The organism is Gilliamella sp. N-G2 (assembly GCF_002142215.1).
Taxonomy (GTDB): domain Bacteria; phylum Pseudomonadota; class Gammaproteobacteria; order Enterobacterales; family Orbaceae; genus Gilliamella.
In genome coordinates this window covers 1-23,542 of sequence record NZ_NAST01000009.1, presented here as the reverse complement: position 1 = coordinate 23,542, position 23,542 = coordinate 1, and the positions used below count along the sequence as shown (strand labels likewise).

Annotated in this window: 16 protein-coding genes and 1 pseudogene; 3 read left to right on the top strand and 14 right to left on the bottom strand. The window is 33.0% G+C overall.

Features of this window, described 5'->3' with window-relative positions; all coding sequences use genetic code 11:
* Nucleotides 1-133: 133 nt before the first annotated feature.
* From B6C99_RS05785 to ilvI, 5 genes are all read right to left on the bottom strand, one after another.
* Entirely contained in the window at nucleotides 134-2,422 is a 2,289-nt protein-coding gene (locus B6C99_RS05785; protein WP_086358972.1) for an IgaA/UmoB family intracellular growth attenuator, read from the bottom strand.
* A gap of 45 nt (nucleotides 2,423-2,467) precedes the next feature.
* A complete protein-coding gene (locus tag B6C99_RS05780) occupies nucleotides 2,468-4,747 on the bottom strand; it encodes an IgaA/UmoB family intracellular growth attenuator (RefSeq protein WP_086358971.1) in 2,280 nt (759 codons plus the stop codon).
* Nucleotides 4,748-4,822: 75 nt separating this feature from the next.
* Nucleotides 4,823-6,994 carry an IgaA/UmoB family intracellular growth attenuator gene (locus B6C99_RS05775; protein WP_086358970.1) on the bottom strand — a complete coding sequence of 724 codons (2,172 nt, stop codon included), beginning with the start codon at nucleotides 6,992-6,994 and terminating at the stop codon, nucleotides 4,823-4,825.
* Nucleotides 6,995-7,152: 158 nt separating this feature from the next.
* Nucleotides 7,153-7,647 carry an acetolactate synthase small subunit gene (ilvN, locus tag B6C99_RS05770; protein ID WP_086358969.1) on the bottom strand — a complete coding sequence of 165 codons (495 nt, stop codon included), beginning with the start codon at nucleotides 7,645-7,647 and terminating at the stop codon, nucleotides 7,153-7,155.
* On the bottom strand, nucleotides 7,647-9,365 hold the full coding sequence (ilvI, locus tag B6C99_RS05765) for an acetolactate synthase 3 large subunit (protein ID WP_086358968.1): 1,719 nt from the start codon (nucleotides 9,363-9,365) through the stop codon (nucleotides 7,647-7,649). The genes ilvN and ilvI overlap by 1 nt, the downstream gene beginning before the upstream one ends.
* 317 nt (nucleotides 9,366-9,682) lie before the next feature.
* Between ilvI and ygfZ the strand changes: the two genes are divergently transcribed.
* The gene (gene ygfZ, locus B6C99_RS05760) at nucleotides 9,683-10,561 is read left to right on the top strand and encodes a tRNA-modifying protein YgfZ (RefSeq protein ID WP_086358967.1); all 879 of its coding nucleotides are present in this window, start codon (nucleotides 9,683-9,685) and stop codon (nucleotides 10,559-10,561) included.
* Between the two features lie 57 nt (nucleotides 10,562-10,618).
* Here the strand turns inward: ygfZ and B6C99_RS05755 are convergent, their stop codons facing one another.
* From B6C99_RS05755 to ppdD, 5 genes are all read right to left on the bottom strand, one after another.
* Complete coding sequence (locus tag B6C99_RS05755; protein ID WP_086358966.1) at nucleotides 10,619-11,785, bottom strand: M20 aminoacylase family protein; 1,167 nt, start codon at nucleotides 11,783-11,785, stop codon at nucleotides 10,619-10,621.
* Nucleotides 11,786-11,965: 180 nt separating this feature from the next.
* The gene (locus B6C99_RS05750; RefSeq protein WP_086358965.1) at nucleotides 11,966-12,706 is read right to left on the bottom strand and encodes an A24 family peptidase; all 741 of its coding nucleotides are present in this window, start codon (nucleotides 12,704-12,706) and stop codon (nucleotides 11,966-11,968) included.
* Complete coding sequence (hofC, locus tag B6C99_RS05745) at nucleotides 12,706-13,875, bottom strand: protein transport protein HofC (RefSeq protein WP_086358964.1); 1,170 nt, start codon at nucleotides 13,873-13,875, stop codon at nucleotides 12,706-12,708. Before hofC ends, B6C99_RS05750 begins: the two co-directional genes overlap by 1 nt.
* A gap of 6 nt (nucleotides 13,876-13,881) precedes the next feature.
* Entirely contained in the window at nucleotides 13,882-14,997 is a 1,116-nt protein-coding gene (locus B6C99_RS05740; RefSeq protein WP_158092443.1) for an ATPase, T2SS/T4P/T4SS family, read from the bottom strand.
* A gap of 33 nt (nucleotides 14,998-15,030) precedes the next feature.
* A complete protein-coding gene (gene ppdD / locus B6C99_RS05735) occupies nucleotides 15,031-15,462 on the bottom strand; it encodes a prepilin peptidase-dependent pilin (protein ID WP_086358962.1) in 432 nt (143 codons plus the stop codon).
* A gap of 84 nt (nucleotides 15,463-15,546) precedes the next feature.
* Here ppdD and ampD point away from each other — a divergent pair, with 84 nt between their 5' ends.
* Nucleotides 15,547-16,530, top strand: a complete 984-nt coding sequence (ampD, locus tag B6C99_RS13345; protein ID WP_086358961.1) for a 1,6-anhydro-N-acetylmuramyl-L-alanine amidase AmpD — start codon at nucleotides 15,547-15,549, stop codon at nucleotides 16,528-16,530.
* Nucleotides 16,531-16,582: 52 nt separating this feature from the next.
* Here ampD and mltG read toward each other — a convergent pair whose 3' ends face one another.
* Both mltG and alr read right to left on the bottom strand, forming a co-directional pair.
* Nucleotides 16,583-17,599 carry an endolytic transglycosylase MltG gene (gene mltG / locus B6C99_RS05725; RefSeq protein WP_086358960.1) on the bottom strand — a complete coding sequence of 339 codons (1,017 nt, stop codon included), beginning with the start codon at nucleotides 17,597-17,599 and terminating at the stop codon, nucleotides 16,583-16,585.
* Between the two features lie 3 nt (nucleotides 17,600-17,602).
* A complete protein-coding gene (alr, locus tag B6C99_RS05720) occupies nucleotides 17,603-18,676 on the bottom strand; it encodes an alanine racemase (RefSeq protein ID WP_086358959.1) in 1,074 nt (357 codons plus the stop codon).
* 237 nt (nucleotides 18,677-18,913) lie between these two features.
* Here alr and B6C99_RS05715 point away from each other — a divergent pair, with 237 nt between their 5' ends.
* The gene (locus B6C99_RS05715) at nucleotides 18,914-21,049 is read left to right on the top strand and encodes a TonB-dependent siderophore receptor (RefSeq protein WP_086358958.1); all 2,136 of its coding nucleotides are present in this window, start codon (nucleotides 18,914-18,916) and stop codon (nucleotides 21,047-21,049) included.
* A gap of 205 nt (nucleotides 21,050-21,254) precedes the next feature.
* Here the strand turns inward: B6C99_RS05715 and B6C99_RS05710 are convergent, their stop codons facing one another.
* Both B6C99_RS05710 and B6C99_RS13175 read right to left on the bottom strand, forming a co-directional pair.
* The gene (locus tag B6C99_RS05710; protein WP_086358957.1) at nucleotides 21,255-21,824 is read right to left on the bottom strand and encodes a hypothetical protein; all 570 of its coding nucleotides are present in this window, start codon (nucleotides 21,822-21,824) and stop codon (nucleotides 21,255-21,257) included.
* A 364-nt stretch (nucleotides 21,825-22,188) separates the two neighbouring features.
* Nucleotides 22,189-23,542, bottom strand: a pseudogene (locus B6C99_RS13175) (hypothetical protein); the annotation flags it as partial.

Sequence of the window (23,542 nt, the reverse complement as noted above, 5' to 3'; positions counted from 1 at the left end):
ATATGATGAATCAGACGGGAAAATAGTATAACAGAATATGGCTTAGCTCACAATTGAATAATTATGTTTAATCGATAAGTTACTCACTTCGCCTAGTAATTTGACATCTATTATTTCAATAACCTATCTAATATTAATTTCCAACCGTTGAATGGTTTCTTAAAATTTTATCACTATAATTAGAAATGATTTTTTCAAATCGTAATTGATTGGCAGCTTTTTTCCAAATAAACAAAGTACAATTAATTAAGGTAATTAAGATAACAAATAGAAACACAAAATTGTTGATCAAAATCGGCGATAAAAATGAAAATAGCTGATTTTTATCAATACTATAGATAGGATCTGTTGAAATCGTTAGTTTTGAAACTGTTCCATTATGGTAACTCACATTAGTGACTACACCTGTAATTTTTAAATTAGCATTATTTCCCATTAAAATACCATTATAATAATCAAGTTGTTCTTTGAAAATTTCATTATTATATTTGTAGTTATAATTTTTATCATAGAGTGGGATCAATTTAGTAAATTGTAAACTAAGGTTATTTTCATCATTTTGCAGCATTGCTACTTTTTCTTTAGCATCAAAGATAAAATGTTTAAGAATATTTTTTCGATATTGAGCAATTAGTTGGACAATATTTTGCGCCGAGGTTAAATTTACTATTTTTTGAATGTTGTAATGCGATTTGGCATAAGCCACCACGTCAGACCAATTGTTTAAATCAACACCACTTATCTCTGACAGTAAATTGGCTAGACTGTTTTTAATTTGGTCACAAGGTTCAAGGTTTAGATGTTTACAACTGTCATCAAAGGTTAGAATAGCAGTCTCAATATTATAGATTTTTATCAATTCAACTATATTTTCGTTTTTCGTGTATTGTCTGTATTTTGGATTATTCCTATATTTGTAGTCATTCTCTAAACGCTGATTTAAATATTTGTTGGCTAACGCTGTCTTTACAATAACTTCTAAATCCTTTGTTATTCTTAAAATATTGCTATCATAAATCGCTCGTGTTGATTGAGGCCATGAAGAAAAAAGATTAAGTTTTGTACTGTCTATTGGATTGATATTAACAAATATTTTATTGCATTGAAGATGATGTTCTTTTTTACTTTCCATATTTTGAATATCACACGAGACACTTGATAAATCGAGATTAATCCGATCCATAAATTTAATGGCTATTTTCTTTAAGTTAGTTTTATCATCAATGTTCCAAGTAGTGGTTTGTGAGGTTAATTGCTGATAGCTAAAATCAAATTTTTCACCGGCATTGGTAAAGTAGTAAATTAATACAACCAATATTAATCCTGTAATAGTCAATATAACATTATGCTTGATAAATTTTGGTGCACCATAATTTTTCACTTCTTCACTTATTGATAAATAATCGCCATAACTGAGTAATTTTCGAGAATTAATTTCGACCTCCATATCAATTGGAGTTTCACTTTTATTTGATATGAACATTCTCCAGTGTTCGGGAGTGTTAACATAAAAGTATGATTCAATACCCAATTTTTGCGTTTTGATATGGTTGACATATTCAGTAGGTATTTCTCGTTTTATATGCGATGCTATTATAGCTAATATAAAGCATATGATTGAGAAAACTGCCAACAATAGCGATTGAAAATGCTCTAAAACCAATAACCCCATCACACCTAATACAAACAAAAAAATCATTAATTTTCCGGAGTTACTTTGGTCTTCCATTGCAGTTTCAAATTGATTTTTTTCTCTTTTGTTAACAATCTCAAAAGGTGGTATCTTTTCTGATTCTTCTGTTAGAAGTTGGGTAATGGTTTCATTAGACTTTTCAGCGCTACTCAAACCAATAGGTTTCAAATTACCGGTCTGCCAATAATCTTCAATTTGCCCCTCTTTTCGACCAGTTAGATTTAGACCTGCTTCCAATAACTCACAAGTGTTTATTTTAACGACAATGGCATAACTTTTAGTAAACACAACTTCAACGGTATTGATATAGTCAGACTTATTGTTAGGCAGTTCGCTACCAAAACTATAACGAAGCCCTAAAATACGGTAAGACATATTGTAAGGAAAGAATAACCGTATATAACCCATCTTGTAATAGTAATTATTATTTTGTTTATCAGGATAATCTTTTTCAATATAAGCTTTAATTCTCGTGACATCATAATTGATTAATGAACTTTGCCATTGATAAGGAGGAGGAATATGATCTTCATTATCAAGATAAGGTTGAAGAAGAAGAATTTCTTCTTCAGTTAACTGTCGAATAGCATTTTCACGAATAAAAGGATCAATTTCGGCTTGCTTTTTTTGGGAAAGTTTATCTAGTTCTTTTTGAGTCAAGATACCTATGCGTAGCACCAAGAAAGCAAGAGCTGGAATAACGATAAAACAGATAATATTTGCTAACATACTATTGATATCTTCTTATTAAAACCTTTTAATAAAGATTAATAACTAAATTAACCTATCTTGATAATATTTAATGATTTCTTTAGAACGATTTCGATTAATTATCGTTTTCTGAACTAGTTTTACAGCATTAATCATAGCGATTAAAGTCGTCATGACAAACATAATAACATTAATAATAATCAATAAATTTGATGATAACTGTTGATTTTCGTCCAAATTATAATGATGATTTGCGTTCACTTTCAGGTCAGAAATACTCTGTGTTTCAAGATTATGTCTATCAGAATTTTCAACCTTGTGATAAAGAATATCACTTACTGAACCAACGATATTAATATTCGCAGGAATACTGTTGTTTAAAATAGCAAAATAATAATTAATATAACCATTTTCATCGAACCTCATCGAATTACTCATTACTAATGGAGCCATGTCAACATAGCTTTGATTGGTTAATGTAATTTTTACACCGTTGTCAGATTGATATTTAGAAATAACATTCACTAATTCACTTTTAAGTTCTGATTTAAATGGTTCAAGCGCCTGTTTGAGACTACGCATTTTGCGAGTTTCGACTATTTCACTAAAACGAGGATTTTTTGTAGATTCAGTCAATAAATCATCCCATGTAATATTTGCCTTGCTCCTACTGGAATCAAATAAATGTGTCAGATTGTATTTGACATTGTCACATTCTTTAATCGGTAAAATCTTACAAACCATATCAATATCAATTACCATTTGACCAATATCTGCTATTTTAGAAAATGAATTTTTAACATAACGTCCATCATTTGAACTGCGGTTAAGCATATCAACATATAGGCTTTGTACATTTTGAAAACGCAACATTTCCGTATCAACCACGTCATTAACAAATGACGTATCAAAAATATGTTTTAATGAACCTTCAATGGCCATGACATTATTTTCCTTTAAAGCCATTGGTTCATTATTGATAAAGAAGTTATGACATTGGTATTCTTCGTTTAAATCATTGACATCACACGATGTATTTTTGATGTTGATATTCACAATGTCACCGGGCTTAATAACACTATTTTTTAAAGTGGTAAAATCTTTAATTTGCAGATTTTCAGATTGTTGACTGTAATATTGATAAGCAAAATAACCATTATTAACTGGATCAGTAAAGTAATAGAGAACAGCAGATAAAATTACACCAATCACGAATAAAATCTTATTTCTTGAAACTAGCTTTGGTGGTCCAAATTGCTCTACTTCATTATTAATGGATAAAGTCTGACCATAGCGAAGTAATTTTTTATTATCATTACTGATAACCATTTCAGTCGCGAGATCTGAAGTCTCAGGAATAAAATTTAACCAATACTTGGGATATTCTAAAACCATGAGATTTCCTACCTCTATGGAACAAGTGTTAGGATCTTTATCATAAATTTTTGCTTTAACGACGGATACTTGCTGTGAGTTTAAATAATCTTTAGGTTTATACCAAGCAAAAAAGGCAGCTGCGCCGAGACAAATTAAGATTAAAATAGATATCTGATCATTTTCTCCCAACCATGAGCGTATCAAGAAAACCGTAGCTAAAATTAAGCAAAGCGATGTCAACCAACCAAGGCTATGTTTACGACGTATAGCAGCTTCAAATTGAGTTTCTTCTCGTTGATAGAGGAGTTTATAGTAATTTTTTGATGCTTCTAAATAAGCCTGATTATTATCTAGATTTTTACTATCATTATAAATGCTGAGTGATTCAACATCAGAAGAATTAATACCATCTTGACGATGAGTAGTATTGTGTTCTTCAAATAATTCATTGTCAAAAATCTTTTCTTTAGATTTAGTTTGCTTTACATCTCTGAATAAATATTCCTCATTTGGATCATAATTTTCAAATGCTGTTTTGATATCATAATCATTTACTTTAATAACGATCCCATAATGTTTGGTAAATACAACTTCAAAAATATTTGATTCATCAATATACATATCCATATTATATGGAAAGAATATTTCAATATTATCGACATCATAATAATAGGCGATTTCTTCTGTGTTGCTATAAAGACTTTTACGAGTACAAGTACCAAGTAAATACGATACTTTGTTATCAATCAAGGATGATTGAAAATTATAAGGATAAACTGCTAATTTACTAGTTAGAAAGGGTTGTAACAGTTCTAGTTCTTCATCGGTTAAATCTCTTATTCGTTCACGTTGTCTTATATGATCATTTAAAACGTTCTTATTGATACTACGATCACTTTTATAAAGAAACCAACTAATTAATCCAAAAATTAAAATACCTATTTTAAAAACTAAATACAAATCCATTGTTATTCCACAAGCTGAAATTATTGATTATTTTTATAACAAAAAATGAAAATTTAATCCTGTCGTTATTAATGTCTAGCCATAGTAATGTACTACTCTATCCGAATAATATTTAGTGATTAGTTTAATACGACGTTGATTAAATATAATTTTATAAAGTAGTGTGACCCCATTAATTAATGCTACTGCTGCCATAATAATGAACATAATAATATCAATAATAACTGGCGACGTTAATGAAAATAGTTTTTCTGAATCAACCTTATAATAATCTTTAACATTAAGCTTAAGTTGTGAAATGCTACCATCTTCGCGATAGCTAATATCGCCTACTAGTCCAATCAAATTAATTGCATCATTTGCATTAGCTTCATTAGTTAAAATTTTATAGTAATAATCTAATGATAATTTCAAATCTTCCTTAGAAGATGCATTTTCAATACTATCTGATTGAGCTATTTGAATATAACTATTTTCTATTAATACAATTTCAACTCCTAAGCCATTAAATTGATAATTATAAACAACATTTTTCAATTCATATAAAATATCTTTTTTAATCTTATCAATATAAGGGATAAATTCTTTAATTTTTGATATTTCTATTGATTTTGAAAAATTTGGATTAAGTTCAGCTTCAGTAACTAATTTAGTCCATTCTGTTTCATCATAACTTCCTTTATTAGTATATAATTCAATTAATTTATATTTAACCGATTCACATTCAATTTCAAGGATGTTACAAATTTTATCAATATCAATAACCATCTGTCCCATATTTTTCAAACTTAAATAAGATTCACCTTTATAAACTAGCATTCGGAGCGTATTTGGATCTATCACTGCTTCAATGAATTTTTCATCAAATACTTTGTTTATAGTATTAAACAAAAGCATAAATTGATTATCTTCATTTTCCAGTGGCTTATCCTTGATAGCCAAGTGATGACATTTAGTGTCAATATTTTTATTTCTCTCTTTAATATCACATGAAATACCGTTGATAGAGATGTTAATAAGATCCCCTCGCTTAATATCACTATTATTTAAGCTGGTTAAATCATTGATTTGCCAATTTTGTAATTGATGGCTGTAATATCGATAAGCTAAAAAACTATTGTTAATTGGATTAGAAAAAATATAGAAGACGATTGCCAATATTAACCCTAGAAAAAATAAAGCGTTATTGCGAAAAACAAATTTTGGTGGTCCGAATTGTTGCACTTCCCGATGAATTGATAAAATATTCCCACAACGCAGTAATGTATTAAGATTACCTCTGATGTCCATTTCGGTGGTTGTTTTTGATACTTCAGGTAGAAAACGTGACCAATACTTTGGATAACCTATATTCGTTTTATGATCGACAATTAAGGTGTGAGATTTAGAATTTTTATTGAAAGTATTAACCTTAATGGTTTTCACTTGTTGTGGTTTTGATTTTAGCTTAGATTTATGCAAAGCAAAAAATACAGCTACAACAAAACATATTATAATTTTGATCAGAGTAGATAATATTTGGTCATTTTCAGCTAACCATTCACGAATAAAAAGAATAGTTGCAAATAATAAACAAAATGAAGTTAATATGCCATAGTTGCTTAGATTGCGAGATTTTAATTCCAATGGTGTTTCTTCACGTGTAGACAAAGTTTTATAATCAACTTTTACGTCATTATTTACTGAAGTGAAATCGGCGTTCTTAGGAGCTGCCTCTGATTTTGGAACATCAGTCGTTTTTATTCTATTAGGATCATAATTGTCGAAAGCAAACTGAATACCACAATTGTTGACATTAACTACATATGCATATGTGTCCGTAAAAACGACTTCAACAACATTATACTTTGAAAGATACATATCTAAATCATACGGAAAGAAAAGATCAATATTATCGATTTCATAGTAATAACACCTTTTGTTGTCTTCGGTGATTACTTTTCTTCGAATACAAGCTCCTTTTATTACCGATACTTTGCAATCAATTAATGGTTGGAGTTCATAAGGTCGAACAGATATTTTATGGCTTGTGAAAGGTTCTAATAGTTTTAATTCTTCATTAGTTAAATCTCTATATGACTCACGATTTGCAATAAAATCTTTTATTTTTTTCTTATTTTTATTACGATTTTTGCGATCATGTCTAACAGAAAAGTAACCAAAAATGAAAATGAGTATAAAGGCAAACACAATTACACCGGAGAAGACATTAAATATCATCACAATCCAAAATAATGCATCCAACATTCTTTATTTCCCTATATTACCGCGCGCGAATGTTAAAAAACGGACAACTATATCATTTGTTTGATATTTATCCAATATTTTTTCAAAATTTATTTAATGTTATTATAGATTTATAAAAAAGGCGCTTAATGCGCCTTTTGTTTTATTTAGAAGATTATTTATTTAACCGTTTTTTCGCTGCGAGATAAACCGATGATCCCTGAACGGACAATTTCTACTATATTGCAAGTTTCACGAATTGAAGATAAGAATGACTCTAATTTTTCACTGGTACCTGACATTTGAACAATATAGTGAGTTGCTGTCACATCAACAATCGAACCTCTAAAAATATCGGCACAACGTTTAACTTCATCTCGGGCATCAGCTGTTTTAGCAGCAACTCTGACTAACATAATCTCACGCTCAACATGTGGACCTTCGGTTAAATCGTTAACGCGATAAACATTAACTAGTTTATGTAACTGTTTTTGGATCTGTTCTAAAACATGTTCATCACCTGAAGTTTGAATCGTCATGCGACTCATGGTTGGATCTTCGGTTTGTGCGGTAGTAATGGATTCGATATTAAACCCACGTTGTGAAAATAAACCAATAATTCGTGACAATGCGCCTGGTTCGTTTTCAGTTAAAATTGATAATATATAACGCATTAGGTTCTCTCCGTTTTACTTAACCACATTTCATTCATTGCTCCGCCACGAATTTGCATTGGATATACATGTTCGGTAGCATCGGTCATGACATCAATAAAAACTAAACGATTTTTTATTGAAAGAGCTTCTTTAAGTTTTGGTTCAAGATCTTCACGCTTATCAATCCTCATGCCTACATGACCATATGCTTCGGCAATTTTAGCAAAATCAGGTAATGACTCCATATAAGATGACGAATGACGACCGGCATAAATCATATCTTGCCACTGTTTAACCATACCTAAAAATCGGTTGTTAAGATTTAAAACAATCACCGGTAAGCCATATTGCAAGGCCGTTGAAAGCTCTTGAATATTCATCTGAATACTACCGTCACCGGTCACACATACTACATGCTTTTTAGGAAACGCAAGCTTAACTCCCAAAGCTGCAGGTAAGCCAAAGCCCATCGTACCCAGACCGCCAGAAGTAATAAAGTGACGAGGTTTGTCAAAGGGATAATAGAGCGCAGTAAACATTTGATGTTGACCAACATCAGTTGCAATATAAGCATCCCCCTTAGTCAGCTTATATAAAACTTCAATCGCTTCTTGTGGTTTAATACTTTTGCCTTCATGACTATATGCTAAACATTTACGCGCACGCCAATGATCGATCTGCTTCCACCAATCGATTATCGCATCTAAATCACGATCAACATTAAGTTCATCAAGTTGCGATAACATAGTTTCAAGTACTTTTTTCGCATCGCCTACCACCGGAATAGCGGCTGATACCGTTTTCGAAATTGAGGTTGGATCGATATCAATATGAATAATTTTGGCCTTAGGGCAATATTTTTCCACATTATTAGTGGTTCTATCATCAAAGCGAGCACCAACGGCAAAAATCACGTCGGCATTATGCATGGTCATATTGGCTTCATAGACACCATGCATACCAATCATACCTAAATACTTTTTATCGGTTCCAGGAAAGGCGCTGATTCCCATTAAGGTTGTTGTAACTGGCAAATTTAATTTATCCGCTAAAGATTTAACTACCTGACTGGCATTGGCACTAATTACCCCGCCACCAATATAGAGAACCGGTTTTTTAGCCGACAACAATGTAGTCAATGCTTTTTTGATTTGCCCTTTATGCCCTTGAATAGTCGGGTTGTAAGATCGCATTGTTACGGATTTTGGATAATTATAGTTATATTTATTTGCCGGATTAACGATATCTTTCGGCAAATCAATCACGACCGGGCCCGGCCGACCAGTTGATGCAATATAAAACGCTTTTTTAATCGTTTCAGGGATATCTTTGCTGTCTTTTATAAGAAAACTATGCTTAACAATCGGTCGAGAGATGCCAACCATATCACACTCTTGGAAGGCATCATTACCAATTAAATTACTAGCAACTTGACCTGACAAAATAACTAATGGTACAGAATCCATATAAGCTGTGGCAATTCCCGTAATGGTATTGGTTGCACCCGGACCGGAAGTAACTAAAACCACGCCGACATCACCTGTTGCTCGGGCATAACCATCAGCCATATGCACGGCAGCTTGTTCGTGACGCACCAAAATATGCTCAATTCCACCTAAAGTATGCATTGCATCATAAATATCAAGAACACTGCCCCCTGGGTAACCAAAAATTTGCTTAACTCCTTGGTCAATCAAGGATTGAATGACCATTTCTGCGCCTGACAGTTTTGCCATGGTTGTTGCCTCCATTTATAACTAATTTGTCATTATTAGTTCCATTTTGCATGAACTAATACAGAAAATCAATTAAGTCAACAATATAAGTTATACACTTCTTAATTTTGGATTCTAGGCCTCATTTTTGAAAGAAATAACTTGTAAATCTCCAATTAATCTATTTTAATGCAATTATGTTAATCTTTAGTTTATGATAAATCATGGATTTTTATTTGATTTATTTTAAATTATTAGATATTCCTTGTTGCTCTTTTATACGTGATTTATGCTAGTCATTTTGTACAAGAGTTCTTTATTCTTAACAGGTATTTTTAATGAACAATTCTTATTGTAAACCAATTTCCTTATCTGACTGGCAATTAGTCAAGGTTTCAGGTATTGATAATCGTACTTTTATGCAAGGTCAGATTACTAATGATATTAATCAACTTAATGAACATACTGCATTATTTGCAGCTCATTGTGATCCCAAAGGACGAATGTGGAGTAATTTAATTTTATTCCAAAGAGATAAGGATATATTTTATATATTACGTAAAAGTGTTGCCGAGAAGCAAATTTCAGCCCTTAAAAAATATTCTGTTTTCTCTAAAGTAATAATTGAACCAGTTTTAGATTTAAATCTTGTAGGTTTAGAGTGTGGTGATATTGAACAATCTATTATTTTAGACTTAATTGGTAAAACGTGTTTAACAATAAACAATATTACTTACATCAAAATACCATTACCCGAAATGCGAGTGATAAAAGTATCATCTGAATCTTTGCCTAATAACTTACAACCTTCCAGTTATTGGTTAAAATCTGATTTGGAAGCAGGATATGCCATTATTGATAAACCAAATATTGAAAGTTTATTACCCCAAGCATGTAATTTACAACATTATAATGCTATTAGTTTCAATAAAGGCTGTTATTGTGGACAAGAAATGGTAGCGAGAGCACAATTTCGTGGTGCAAATAATCGTGGGCTTTATTTACTCAATGGTCATAGTAAAACACTTCCTATAATTGGTGATAAGCTTGAATATGAACTTGAAGGCAACTGGCGTGAAGGAGGTCAAGTATTAGCTGCATTAAAACTTGATCAAAATGATGCAATTTATGCACAAGTGGTATTAGCTAACGGAATTGATATCGAAACAAAATTCAGAGTAAAAAATCAACCAGATAGCATATTGAATTTTAATTAATAAATTACATTCATTAATCAGGAATAATTATAAAATTATCCCTGATTTTTTTATTGCTTAATTTCCTAATTCTTGATTAACGATTTCGACAAAATATTCAACCCCAGTCGTGAGAATTTCATCATTAAAGTTATATGACGGATTATGAACGTTAGTCCCCTTTCCAGCCCCTATTTTAATATAAACGCCAGGTACTTTTTGTAACATAAAAGCAAAATCTTCTGATCCCATAGTTGGTGGTGAATCAATAATAACTTTATCGTTACCCACAATTTTTTGTGCAACTTTAATAGCAATATCAGCTTGTTTAGTATGATTGATTGTTGCTGGATAACGACGTTGATAATCGACTTCAGCTTTGGTGCAAAAAGTCAAGGCTGTTCCGATTGAAATATGTTTGATTCGTTCTTCTGCCAAATATTGATCTTCAGTACTTAACGCCCTAACTGTACCACGAATCACCGCATGTTGAGGAAGCACATTCCAAGTGTCACCACTATGAATTTGTGTCACACTAACCACCAGTGAATCTGTTGGATTTAAATTACGGCTAACAATAGTCTGCAAATTATTCACAATATGAGTGGCAGTTAAAATGGTATCTTTACCTAAATGCGGTGCAGCCGCATGTGCACCAACACCTGTGATTTTGATTTCAAAAACATCATAAGATGCCATTACTGGACCATGATTAATCAAAAAATGATTTAATTCTAAATTAGGTTGATTATGCATACCGTAAACAGCTTCGATCGGAAATTTTTCAAATAGACCATTTTCCACCATCACTCTACCACCACCTTCGTTCTCTTCAGCAGGTTGGAAAATTACAACTACCGTACCCGAAAAATCACGATTAGCACTTAAATATTTTGCCGCACCCAATAATGTTGCCGTATGACCATCATGTCCGCATGCATGCATTTTTCCGGGAATTTTCGAACAGTAATCGATTTTATTTTCCTCAACTATATCCAAGGCATCTATATCCGAACGTAAACCAATCGTACGGCCTTTATTCTTACCTTGGATCACCCCTACCACACCAGTTGGTGCAAAATCGGTATAGAGTTCGGTAATTCCAAACGATTTTAGCTTTTCAATAATATACTCAGTAGTCAGTTTTTCTTCAAATGCGGTTTCTGGGTGAGCATGGATATGATGACGCCACTCAATCATCTCATCTTTTAATGCTGCAATACTTTTTGCGGTAGTACTAGTCATTAATTATTCCTTACATTTAATAATAAATCTGAAAGATTTTATTAGTACTATAATCCTGATTGAAACTGAGTAAAAATAACTAATTTTCCTAACGTTATCCTTTTTAGTTATAAGCAAATTAATACGGTAAATTAATAAGAAATCAAAAAGATAATGATTTATAAATCAATCAATTAAAAATCAAAATCTAAACCAATAGAGTATTATATAGCCGGATAATAATAAAAAAGGGCCAAAAGCAATATGCATTGAGGTTCTGCATTTTGCCAAAATAAAATAGAATATTCCTAATAATGACGCCATAATTAGCAATATCGGTATAAATTGACAAGGTACCCATGCCCCCAAAGCCGCAGCAAGTTTAATATCACCATCACCTAAGCCAACTCGTTTAGTTAGGAAAAAATAGCAGATGGCGGGTAATTTAAGCATCAAATAGCCATAAAAAATACCCGTTAAGGAATCATTGATGGTTAAGGAACATAGATTAAAATAAGCCATTATCAATCCCCCCCACATCAACGATTGAGTAAAAAAATCAGGCAGTAAAAAATAGTGAAAATCAATCAATGCTAAAACCAAAAAACAAGCAGCAAGTAACATTAATAAACCACTTTGAAAAGTGAGTCCTTTGTCCAAGTAAATCAATAAAAATAAACCTGCTATTGACAGTTCAAAAAATAGATGATGAAAAGTAATTTTACGCTGACAAAAATAGCAACGTCTCCCTAACATCATCCATGACAATATCGGAATCAAATGCCAAGTATAAAGTTGGTGATGACAATTCTTGCACTTAGAGCGAGGAATACTAATAGCCACTAAATAAGCAAATAAAGATTGCGAAGGAAAATAACGCGAATAAGCAACTTGTACAAAACTACCTACTGCAAGACCAACAAAAAAAACCATTACAGCCATTAATGAATCACATCTCCCATTTGAAATATTGGTAAATACATTGCAATAACTAATCCGCCAATGATCAAAGCTAAAAATGACATCAGTAATGGCTCAAATGATTTTACTAAATTATCTGTTAAGGTTTGATTTTGTTGTTGATAGTATTGAGATAAATTATTAAGCATCACATCCAACGAACCTGACTCCTCACCAACATGAACCAATTGCACACATAACTTAGGAAAATAGGACGATAACATCTGACTAAACGCATTACCTTGCTCAATACCGTTAATCATTTTTCTGATAATGTCACGATAGTAATCATTTCCTGTAATATTTGCTGAAGCAATTAGTCCTTTCAGTAATGGAATACCAGCTTGCTGAGTGATCGCTAAAGTATGAAAGATTTGCATTAAACACTGCGACTGAATAAGTTGTCCAAATAATGGCAACCTTAATTTTAACCGATCGATTGATAACTGATAACGTTTTTTTAAGAAATACAGAAATATAAAATAACCAATCATTAGTGCTAATAATACAATTAATCCATTTTGTTGAATGCCATTCGCAAAGTCTATCACTAGTTGAGTAAAATAAGGTAACTGAGCATCAAAGCTCTGATAAATGTCGGAGAATTTTGGCAACACAATAAACATCATTACCATAATAACTAGCACTGATACTGATAATAGAAAGAGCGGATAGCTCATTGCCTTTTTAATCTGTTTTTGCAATTCCAATGATTTTTCAAGATGTAAAGTTAACTGTTCAAAGCTGTGATCTAATTGGCCTGTTAATTCACCGATGGCGATAATTTCACAGTAAAGTGCCGGAAATACTGAATGATGATGTTGTAAAACTATCGATAACGATTCACCTTTGACTATCTGTTGACTAATATTTGCCAACAAATATTGCCATTGTGGCTTGGGTTGATCATCAATGAGTAATCTCAAACTATCAATGATCGATAAACCCGCCTTTAACATGGTGGCTAACTGTTTAGTGATAATTAACAAATCACTAGGCTTAAAACTCTTATTGGTAATGATATTACCGACACAAATTTTAATCGCAACTTGCCCTTGCGATAATAGCTGTTTTTTCACATCTTGCTTAGATGTAGCAATAATCTTATTTTGCTGAAAATTAATGTCATACCAAAAATATAGTCGCTTCATTTACAATTACCCAATAATTACCTCACCTAAAACTCGATTTAATTCAGCCAACGTAGTAACGCCCTGCTGCACTAATTGATAGCCCGCTTGCATTAGGGTGACTCTATTCTTAGATAAGATGGGTTGATTGGTTAGAATCTGCTGTTGCACGTCTGGCGTGATGATTAAAAGTTCATATAAACCAACTCTCCCTAAATAACCACCAACACACTTTTCACATCCCATAGAAATATAATGTGGCGAAGGTTGGTTACCTATTAAAACCAGTTCACTAGCAACCACTTTACAATTTTGGCAAAGTTTACGCACTAAACGTTGAGCAATAACCAATTTTAAACTAGATGATAAAAGATAATTTTTGATACCCATCTGATTTAATCGAACAATCGCTTCACCACTAGAATTAGTGTGTAAAGTTGACAACACCAAATGCCCAGTTTGTGCTGCTTGAATAGCGATTTCAGCGGTTTCGTGATCACGAATTTCCCCTATCATCATCACATCCGGATCTTGGCGTAACAAGGAGCGCAGTATGACCGAAAATGTCAGACCAGCTTTAAAATTAATCGCGGTTTGATTGACTCCATCTAAAGGAATTTCGATCGGATCTTCAACACTACAAATATTACGTTCAGCTTTGTTTAATCGTTTTAAAGCACTATACAATGTCATGGTTTTACCACTGCCGGTTGGCCCAGTAACTAAAATCAATCCTTGCGGATAATCCAATATCTGTTTAAATGTAATTAAATCTTGTTCAGTTAATCCTAAATCATTAATGGTCATCTCTGATTCATGATTATCCATGACCCGTAATACAATCTTTTCACCGTTGATCACAGGTAAAGTAGCGATGCGCATGGCATAGTTATTTATCACCAATTGGCCATCTTGTGGTAAACGATGTTCAGCAATATTTAAATTAGCCATAATCTTCAACCTAGCAGCTATTTGCTTAGCAAGACTTGGTGGCGGCATTAGTATATTTTGTAAAACGCCATCAATTCGCATGCGAATTCGATAGTATTGATGATAAGGTTCGAAATGGATATCGGAAGCACGCTTTTCCAATGCTGATAGCAACAGTTTATTGAGACTTTCTACTAATTGGGCTTCTTGCATAATCATCACATTTATTATTTGAATTTAAAATCATTAAAATTTAAAAATATCTTCGCAAACAGCATTTAAACTGTTATCAACAGGACTACTTACACAAGTACGTGACCAATCTAAATTACCTAACGATGAGTTCAACTTTGGTGTTAATGTTGTGGTTAAACTCGATAACGCACTTTTTCCAACGATAGTAATCACTCCATTAGTAACCGAGATTGATGTCACATAGTTAGTCGATCTTGTGGACGGCACACCATTCTCTCCACTACTACATTTATTTAATGCACCTTGTTCAGCAACACAAATTTCAATAGCTGTCTTATATGCGGTCATTAATTGAAGCATATCAGTTAAAGCGGCCTTTTTGACATAGCCTTGGTAAGCGGGCAAACCAATAGCGGTTAAAATAGCAATCACCACAATGGCGATCATTAACTCAAATAGTGTAAATCCAGATTGTCTGTCCATGAAATTCCCGAACGATTAATTAAATGTTAGATAGAATGACTTTATAGCAAACTGAAGAAGTGAAATAATAACCAGATAGAAAATTTGGAAGTTAAAATACAAATTGATTATCATAATCAACATTGTATTAATCAACGTTGTGAACAAGATCTCAAAAACACTAAACGTATTGGAGTTGCCATGCCTTTAAAAAGTTCACCTTTAAATATCATTGATGGTTGGATTAAAAATGTCAAACAGATCAAATCACCTTACTATAACGATAGGCCAGCTAGTCAACCTATCTCATTATTAGTTATTCATAACATAAGCCTACCGCCAAACCAATATGGTGGCCCTTATGTGGAACAACTCTTTACTGGCAAACTAGATCCAAACGGGCACCCTTATTTTGCGGAAATCCACCAATTGCAAGTATCAAGTCATCTGTTTATAAGACGCGATGGTGAAATTATTCAATTTGTACCATTTGACAAACGCGCTTGGCATGCTGGTAATTCAGTATTTGAAGGTAAAGAAAATTGCAACGACTTTTCAATTGGCATTGAAATGGAAGGTTGTGATACTGATAACTTTACCGATGCCCAATACCAACAACTTACCAACGTCACCATAGTATTACAACAAACCTATCCAATCAAAAATATAACTGGACATAGTGATATTGCCCCAGGTCGTAAAACCGATCCGGGTCCCTATTTTAATTGGCACTATTATCAAACATTGGTTAACCAACAAACCCAAATTAATGCCATAATTAACCAAATTAACTCAATTAAACATGAACTACATCATCTTAATTTATGGCAACCATCTCCACCAGCTGCGGAAGCCTTTTTAAGTGAGCAGCCATTTGCACTCGACACTATGCAACCTCATGAATGGTTTCAATGGATCTTTATTCCACGTATACAAGCATTGATCGATGCCAAATGTGAAATACCAAAATTTGCTCTGCATCCTTATTTTGAAGAGGCATTTAAAGAAGTTCAAGAAATTGAAATAAATAAATTATTAACATTAATTAAACAACTAGATGAATTGTCGATTGAGCAAGCAATAACTTAATAGCAAAAATAAAAAGGTAGGTCAGCCACATTAGTGGCTGAAAATAGGAAGATTAATTAGTCATACGGCGGTATTCATTAACCGCTTGTTGATGATTACTATAGGTACTACTAAACGTATGCCCTCCCATGCCATTAGCTACAAAAAATAGATAATTTGTTTTAGCCGGATGCGCCGCTGCTTCAAGCGAAGCTAAACTTGGCATAGCAATTGGCGTAGGTGGTAGCCCTTCAATCACATAAGTATTATAAGGATTATTAGTATCAGTCAAATCAGTTCGTCTAATTGTTCCGGTATAATTATCGCCTAAACCATAGATAATCGTTGGATCGGTTTGCAACTTCATATTTGCTTTTAAACGATTGACAAAAACCGAAGCAACGTTAGCTCGCTCTGAACTCACACCAGTCTCTTTTTCAATAATTGAAGCAATAATCAGTAATTCATACGGGGTCTTATAAGGCAGATCTTTATCACGATTATCCCAAACTTTTTGCAGGTTACTCTTCATCGTCATATAAGCACGCTTTAGGAGATTAATATCTAAACTATCTGCCGTATATTGATAAGTATCTGGTGACAACCAACCTTCTAGCTTTCCACCTTCAATACCTAACATCTGAGCAATTTCATCATGTGACTTTCCGGTTAATGTTTGTTGAATATAAGGAGTATTACTCAGCACATTCAACCAATCCTTAGCTCGCTTACCTTCAACAAATTGCACATAAAAACTACTCTCCTTTCCCGACACCAACAACTTTATAAACTCTTCAACAGTCATATGAGGATGTAATTGATACGTCCCAGCTTTAATGGAACTTAAAGAAGGATCAAGTTTATACAAGTAAGGTAACAAATAAGATTGTTGCATTAAATCACCCTCCTTAACTTGCATAACTAATTGATGCAAAGAAGTACCTTTTTTCAACACAAACATCTGATTATCAGCCGTGATATTCATATGTTGCTTAGAAAATTGTTGTAAATAATAATAACCAATAGCTAACGAACCAACAGTGATAAGAATCACCGTTAGCAACGTGTACAAAAAAATTTTTTTAATCATAACTTAATCTTTATAACGAATTTTTGCGCGTGAAGTTAAGCGCGTTAATAACTCATAAGCACTGATACCTGTGTGCTTAGCAATTTGTTCTACAGGCAACTCCTTACCCCAAAAAATGACTTCATCTCCTGGTTTGTCTTGGCAACGTAGGCCTAAATCGACCACAATCATATCCATAGAAACTCGACCGACAATGGGTACAAGTCGGCCATTAATATAAACAGGGGTTTTATTAGGAATACCACGCGGATAACCATCACCATATCCCATCGCGACAACCCCTAATATTGTATCACATTCACTTCTCCAAGTTTGACCATAACCAACCGCTTGTCCTTTTCCATGCTTACGCACAGCAATTAATTCAGATTTAAGCGTCATCGCTGGTTGTATATCAGTGATCGCTTCATCAAAAGGTGAGACCCCATACAACGCAATACCAATACGAATCATATCACGATGGGAATCAGGCCAAGCAAGAATACCGCCTGAGGCCGCAATCGATTGCTGACAACTATCAACCGAACGAGCAAATTCATCAAAGATGGCCATTTGAGTCTTGGTTTGTGAAGAATTTAACTCATCAGCGCTGCTAAAATGGCTAAGAATATTGATCGGATGACGAATTGCTTTACAATTCGTTAAGCGATTAAACTCGCCAACGGCCTCATCAGAATGAAAACCTAAACGATGCATACCGGTATCGATCTTAAACCAAACAACGATTTCATTGGGAAAAGGAATCGTATTTAAAACGTCAATTTGCCAACTTGAATGGATAACAGGTTGTAAATTAAAATCAAGCAAATCATTAATATCATCGTGCGGAAAAAAACCTTCCAAAAGTACAATAGGACTACGAATACCAACTCGACGTAAACCTACTGCTTCAGAAATACGGGCAACACCAAAACAATCAACTTTATCATCCAATAACTGAGCAACGCCTTCCATACCATGACCATAAGCATTCGCTTTAACTACAGCCATTAAAGAACTACTAGGCGATTTTTGTTTAAAAAATTCAATATTATGTAAAATTGATTTACGATTAACTTCTACTACAGCAATAGACATTTTATATAACCTAACTTAAATATTTAGTATTTATTGTAAAATTTGTTACGAATAATCACAAATAAAAAATCCGCTATTCATATGATTTTGTGTTTAAAAATGTGAAGCGGTTAAAAAATAAGCCACTCTCAACATTATCAGAATTCGAACTAATTTAATTATTTACACTTTAAATAATAATGATTATCATTTGTATATAATTATTAATTCCTAAAAAAGTTAAGATAAAGAACCATTATGGCAAAAAAAAACCTTAAAGCAAACTACTATATAGCAATATTAACCATCTGTTTTTGTACAGATATTTCGGCGGAAGAACGAAAAAGCAATCCACAAGATACCATTATCGTTACTGCAGACCGTAACAAAAAAAGCGTATGGGATAGTTCGGTATCCGTTAACGCTGTCAATCGCGATGAAATTGAAAAACTCAATGGCGACTCGGTCGTTGAAGCATTACGTGATATTCCTGGTGTTGAAATTACTGATAACGCATTAGCTGGACGCAAACAGATTATGATTCGTGGTGAAGCCCCTTCACGTATATTGATGTTGATTGACGGACAAGAAGTTACTTACCATCGTTCAGGACATGGTTCGAGTGCTGGAGTATTAATTGACATGGAATCTGTTGAGCGCATAGAAGTCATTAAAGGACCTCACTCTGTACTATTTGGTTCACAAGCTATTGGCGGTGTGGTTAATTTTATTACACGTAAAGGGAGTAAAGATGGAAAACCACTTAACGGTGATGCAAAATTAGTCTATAACCAGTCAACCGATGGCTTTACTGAAATGGGCACAGTTAATGGCACCATCGATGGGATATTTGATTACCGTATTAGTGGTACTTACTCTGAAAATAATGATCGCAAAGCTTATCAAGGCAAACTACATGATACTGATTTTGATAATAACAGCTTAAGTTCATGGTTTGGACTCAATCTTGATAAACACAAACTTGGTCTATCACTCGATCGCTACAAACTTAATACCAAAACCTACACTGACAAAGACGACAACTCACCGGAAGTGAAAGAGTTTTGGGTAAAAATACCTGAACTAAAACGCGAAAAAATCGGATTCTTTTATGATTATGATGTCGATGGCGACTTGTTAAAAAAACTTCATTATGATGCTTACGCCCAAAAACTAAATCGTGAATTTAGAAACCATGTTGTAGTATCACCGGCCCCAGTTATGAAAGTAACCACCAATACGGCTACCAATGATGAACAAAAAACCTATGGTATGACATTCCAATCCGATATTGAACCACGTAGAGATATGAAGCTCATTACCGGTATACAATATCAACAAGATAATGTCGATCAAGACTCGCACAATGTTGTTATAACAAAAATGCCTTCACCAAGAGCAAGCTATACTCAACACAAATACTTAACCAATAAATGGCAACAATCCAGCATCGCACTATTTGGTCAAAATGATTGGAACATCACCGATGATATTTCTTGGAATTTAGGTGCTCGACAATATTGGGTCGAATCAAAATTAAAAAATGGTCATACCACTATTAACAAAATCCCGGCTATGGGTTCAGCGACCTCTAACCATAAAATTGATGGTAAAAAGAAAGATCATGACAATAACTTTGTAGTATCGTCAGGATTAACTTACTCAGGCATTGAAAACACTCAATTAAGAGCCTCTTTTGCACAAGGATATGTTTATCCAACTCTTGCTCATCTTTATGCAGTCACCTCGGCGGCTTCACAAACCATCTATGGGAACTCTCATCTAAAAGCTGAAAAATCGAATAATTACGAAATTGGTTTACGTTATAATAACAACAAATGGTTAGTTGATGGTGCTATCTATTATTCAGATGCAAAAGATTACATCACACAAATGAATTGTAATGGCTCTGCAATTTGCGATGGAGCATCAGGGCGTAACATTACTTACTATGGTAATGCCAACAAAGCCAAGACCCATGGTTTAGAATTAAGTCTTGAATATCTCGATCTACCGGTAAACCCTTATCTCAAAGGTAACTACTTAAGCCGTAAAATCGAAACCGAAAGCTACAAAACGCGTGACAGCGGTAACCCCCGCTTTACAGGCAACGCTGGGATAAAACATACTGCGTACTTTGAAAAATTTGATATTGATTCTGACCTATTTATGCGATTTGCTACCAAAGCCACACAACGCAGTGATTCAGCCGTTTACCACTACAGTGGATGGTCCACATTGAACTTATCAACTACCACATCGTTTGGTGCTGATCGCCAGTACCATATTGGGTTAGATCTAAATAATATCTTAAACAAAAACTATACCACAGCTTACGAATCTATTCCTGCTGCTAAATTCCACGCTATCGTCAGCGCCAGCATGAAATTTTAATGATTAGTATAGTGTAGACTATATAAAAAACTAAAACGGGGTAGCAAGAACCCCGTTCCTCAAATTTTTATATCACTAATTTGTTTCTGATTTAATTTAAATAGTTAGTTTCGATGTCTTGCATATTTACGCATTGTTGGAACTTACACTCCTACACAGATATCTTATTATATTTTCAATCAGTTATTTATTATTATAGAACTTATTAATATTCCCATAACTGTTGTCTAATACTTTCTATAAAATTTTCCATAATAATTGGCAAACATTTTCCTTTTTGCCAATTTTTTAAAAAATTTAATTGTTGTTGGGTTAATTGAATATTATGAGGTACCGAGTTTAATAAATTATTATTCATAGATTTATTTAATTTTTGCTTAAATATTATTTCTCTTTTCTCAAGATGATTAGAATCTTGATTAAAATTTTGCGTTTTGATATTTTTCTTATTTGGAAAGTCTGACTTTAGACTTAATTTATGCTGAAACCAATTCTTATAATTAGATAAATCAAAATCTCCTCTTAATTCATAACCCCATTCTGTTTTATATACATTACTTAATCTCTTCATAATTTGTTTTTTAGGAAACGCACAAAAAACTATCTTCCTATTATTAAGTTTTTTAATCATATTGTTCATAACTTTTAAATCGTTATAATAATATTGAGTTAAAATGTACGCTGATTGATTATAAGCTCTTAAAAAGATACCTTCTTCAATTAAACTTAAATAATTACGTCGTTGGGATATAATTAATTTTTCTTCTATAAGCATGTCTGTTTTTTAATCATATTTTTCTCGGCGGTGTATCGCTTTGCGCTACTTCGCCGGCACTAATAGTGCTGTCCGCGAGCGCTGTGCGCTTGCGAACAACATAAACATATCCTACAAGATATCATGTTTTATAAATAAATTTTTTCCTATTAACTTTTTGTTTTTCACACATAACATCTTTCAATTTATATTTTATTACCAATATTTATCGCTATACTTTGATATTTCAAATAAAAAACTATTTAACACAACCTTCCGTATTAGAACTTTTGTCAATTACTTAAATAATAATTTCATTCATATTATTGTGTTATTTTAATATCCAATTTTATTAAATTAATAAACTCTAAAACCTTTTAATAAATCATCCTTTACAAGCAACATAATGTCCATTTGTATCCACTCCAACTCCGACGTCGCCAAGATATAAACCTATCCTAAAATGAGCTGAGTTTTCTCCAGAAAGAGAACCCCAATATTCTGAAGTCCAATATAATTGATCTGCCCAATTTGATTGAGGATAATTTTTTTTGTTTATTGGTCCCCATTCACCTAATATTGAACCATCAATTGCTCGAGTAAATGCGTTATATACATATAACCAATTTTGTGGCGCTTTATTTCTTGGAGAATTGGTAAATTCTGCTCGAGTTAGTAACTTACAATAACCAGACGCATTCCACCAATTATATGCCCAATCATAAGGTATAACCCAATTACTTCTTGGATCAAAACTATAGTCAAGTTTAATTGAAGTGTTTTTCTTATATGTTGCTCTAACCGTAACTTTTCCCGATGGTTTATCATTTAAAAGTATATTACCATATTTATCAATTGTTACTTTTCCGCCAGGATTAACAGGAACACTAAAAGTATAATCGGATTGTGCGCCACTCATTAGCAATTGAAATTGCGCCCCTTTGAATCCACTAGTTGGAAATAATTTCCCAGTTAAAGTATTAGTAACCTTATATCCATAATCAGGTACATAATCACTAGTATATCCTCCACCATTACTTACATGAGGTACAGAATATTGTTTCATATTCCACCAATTTTTATCGTTATCAAAACTAAAATCATTATTTTGGTTATTGGTTAACCATTGCATTTCTGGTGATATAATAGTTGAGTTAGGTTTGGCATAACAAATTTGCGGTTTTACTGCAATTTTATACGCTTTCTTTAATGTTACTAACCCACTTTTCCTTGGTATTCCATATTGTGAAATGGCTTGTATTTGATTAAGTATCTCTAACCTTAGTGGCATTGGATAACCACTCCCACAACCAATTATATTATTTTGCTCCTTATCGGAAATTTTAACACCATTCGCATCAAGCCACTGCCAAGTGGTGGTTGTCGTCAAGAATGGTTGAACTGGATCGATATTATCTCCATCGTCATCTTGATAATTCTTTTGATTATCCAGTGATTGATAATTTAATTGTTTTATAACAAAGTCATTTAACGTTAAATTGCCATCAAACTCTTTTATTTCATCTTCTTTTATATTTCCTGTTGACTCACTATAAAATACCTTATTTACTGTAAAACCATGATTGTCTGCTGCTAATCTTACATTATCAACCTTAGGGCTATTTCCTTGAATAACATTGACTGTAAAACTACTTAAACCATAAGTACAAGGTACCACAGCTAGATATAAGAAAATAAGAAGCCATTTCGGTTTAGATAATTTCTGGATAGAATAAAAT

Bases quoted from the DNA above. Each gene is read 5' to 3' on its own strand.
- B6C99_RS05740 (WP_158092443.1), bottom strand. From the start codon at position 14,997: ATGCAAGAAGCCCAATTAGTAGAAAGTCTCAATAAACTGTTGCTATCA.
- mltG (WP_086358960.1), bottom strand. From the start codon at position 17,599: ATGATTAAAAAAATTTTTTTGTACACGTTGCTAACGGTGATTCTTATC.
- B6C99_RS05715 (WP_086358958.1), top strand. From the start codon at position 18,914: ATGGCAAAAAAAAACCTTAAAGCAAACTACTATATAGCAATATTAACC.
- ilvN (WP_086358969.1), bottom strand. From the start codon at position 7,647: ATGCGTTATATATTATCAATTTTAACTGAAAACGAACCAGGCGCATTG.
- B6C99_RS05775 (WP_086358970.1), bottom strand. From the start codon at position 6,994: ATGTTGGATGCATTATTTTGGATTGTGATGATATTTAATGTCTTCTCC.
- B6C99_RS05780 (WP_086358971.1), bottom strand. From the start codon at position 4,747: ATGGATTTGTATTTAGTTTTTAAAATAGGTATTTTAATTTTTGGATTA.
- B6C99_RS05785 (WP_086358972.1), bottom strand. From the start codon at position 2,422: ATGTTAGCAAATATTATCTGTTTTATCGTTATTCCAGCTCTTGCTTTC.
- B6C99_RS05750 (WP_086358965.1), bottom strand. From the start codon at position 12,706: ATGGCTGTAATGGTTTTTTTTGTTGGTCTTGCAGTAGGTAGTTTTGTA.
- ygfZ (WP_086358967.1), top strand. From the start codon at position 9,683: ATGAACAATTCTTATTGTAAACCAATTTCCTTATCTGACTGGCAATTA.
- hofC (WP_086358964.1), bottom strand. From the start codon at position 13,875: ATGAAGCGACTATATTTTTGGTATGACATTAATTTTCAGCAAAATAAG.
- B6C99_RS05755 (WP_086358966.1), bottom strand. From the start codon at position 11,785: ATGACTAGTACTACCGCAAAAAGTATTGCAGCATTAAAAGATGAGATG.
- ilvI (WP_086358968.1), bottom strand. From the start codon at position 9,365: ATGGCAAAACTGTCAGGCGCAGAAATGGTCATTCAATCCTTGATTGAC.
- alr (WP_086358959.1), bottom strand. From the start codon at position 18,676: ATGTCTATTGCTGTAGTAGAAGTTAATCGTAAATCAATTTTACATAAT.
- ppdD (WP_086358962.1), bottom strand. From the start codon at position 15,462: ATGGACAGACAATCTGGATTTACACTATTTGAGTTAATGATCGCCATT.
- B6C99_RS05710 (WP_086358957.1), bottom strand. From the start codon at position 21,824: ATGCTTATAGAAGAAAAATTAATTATATCCCAACGACGTAATTATTTA.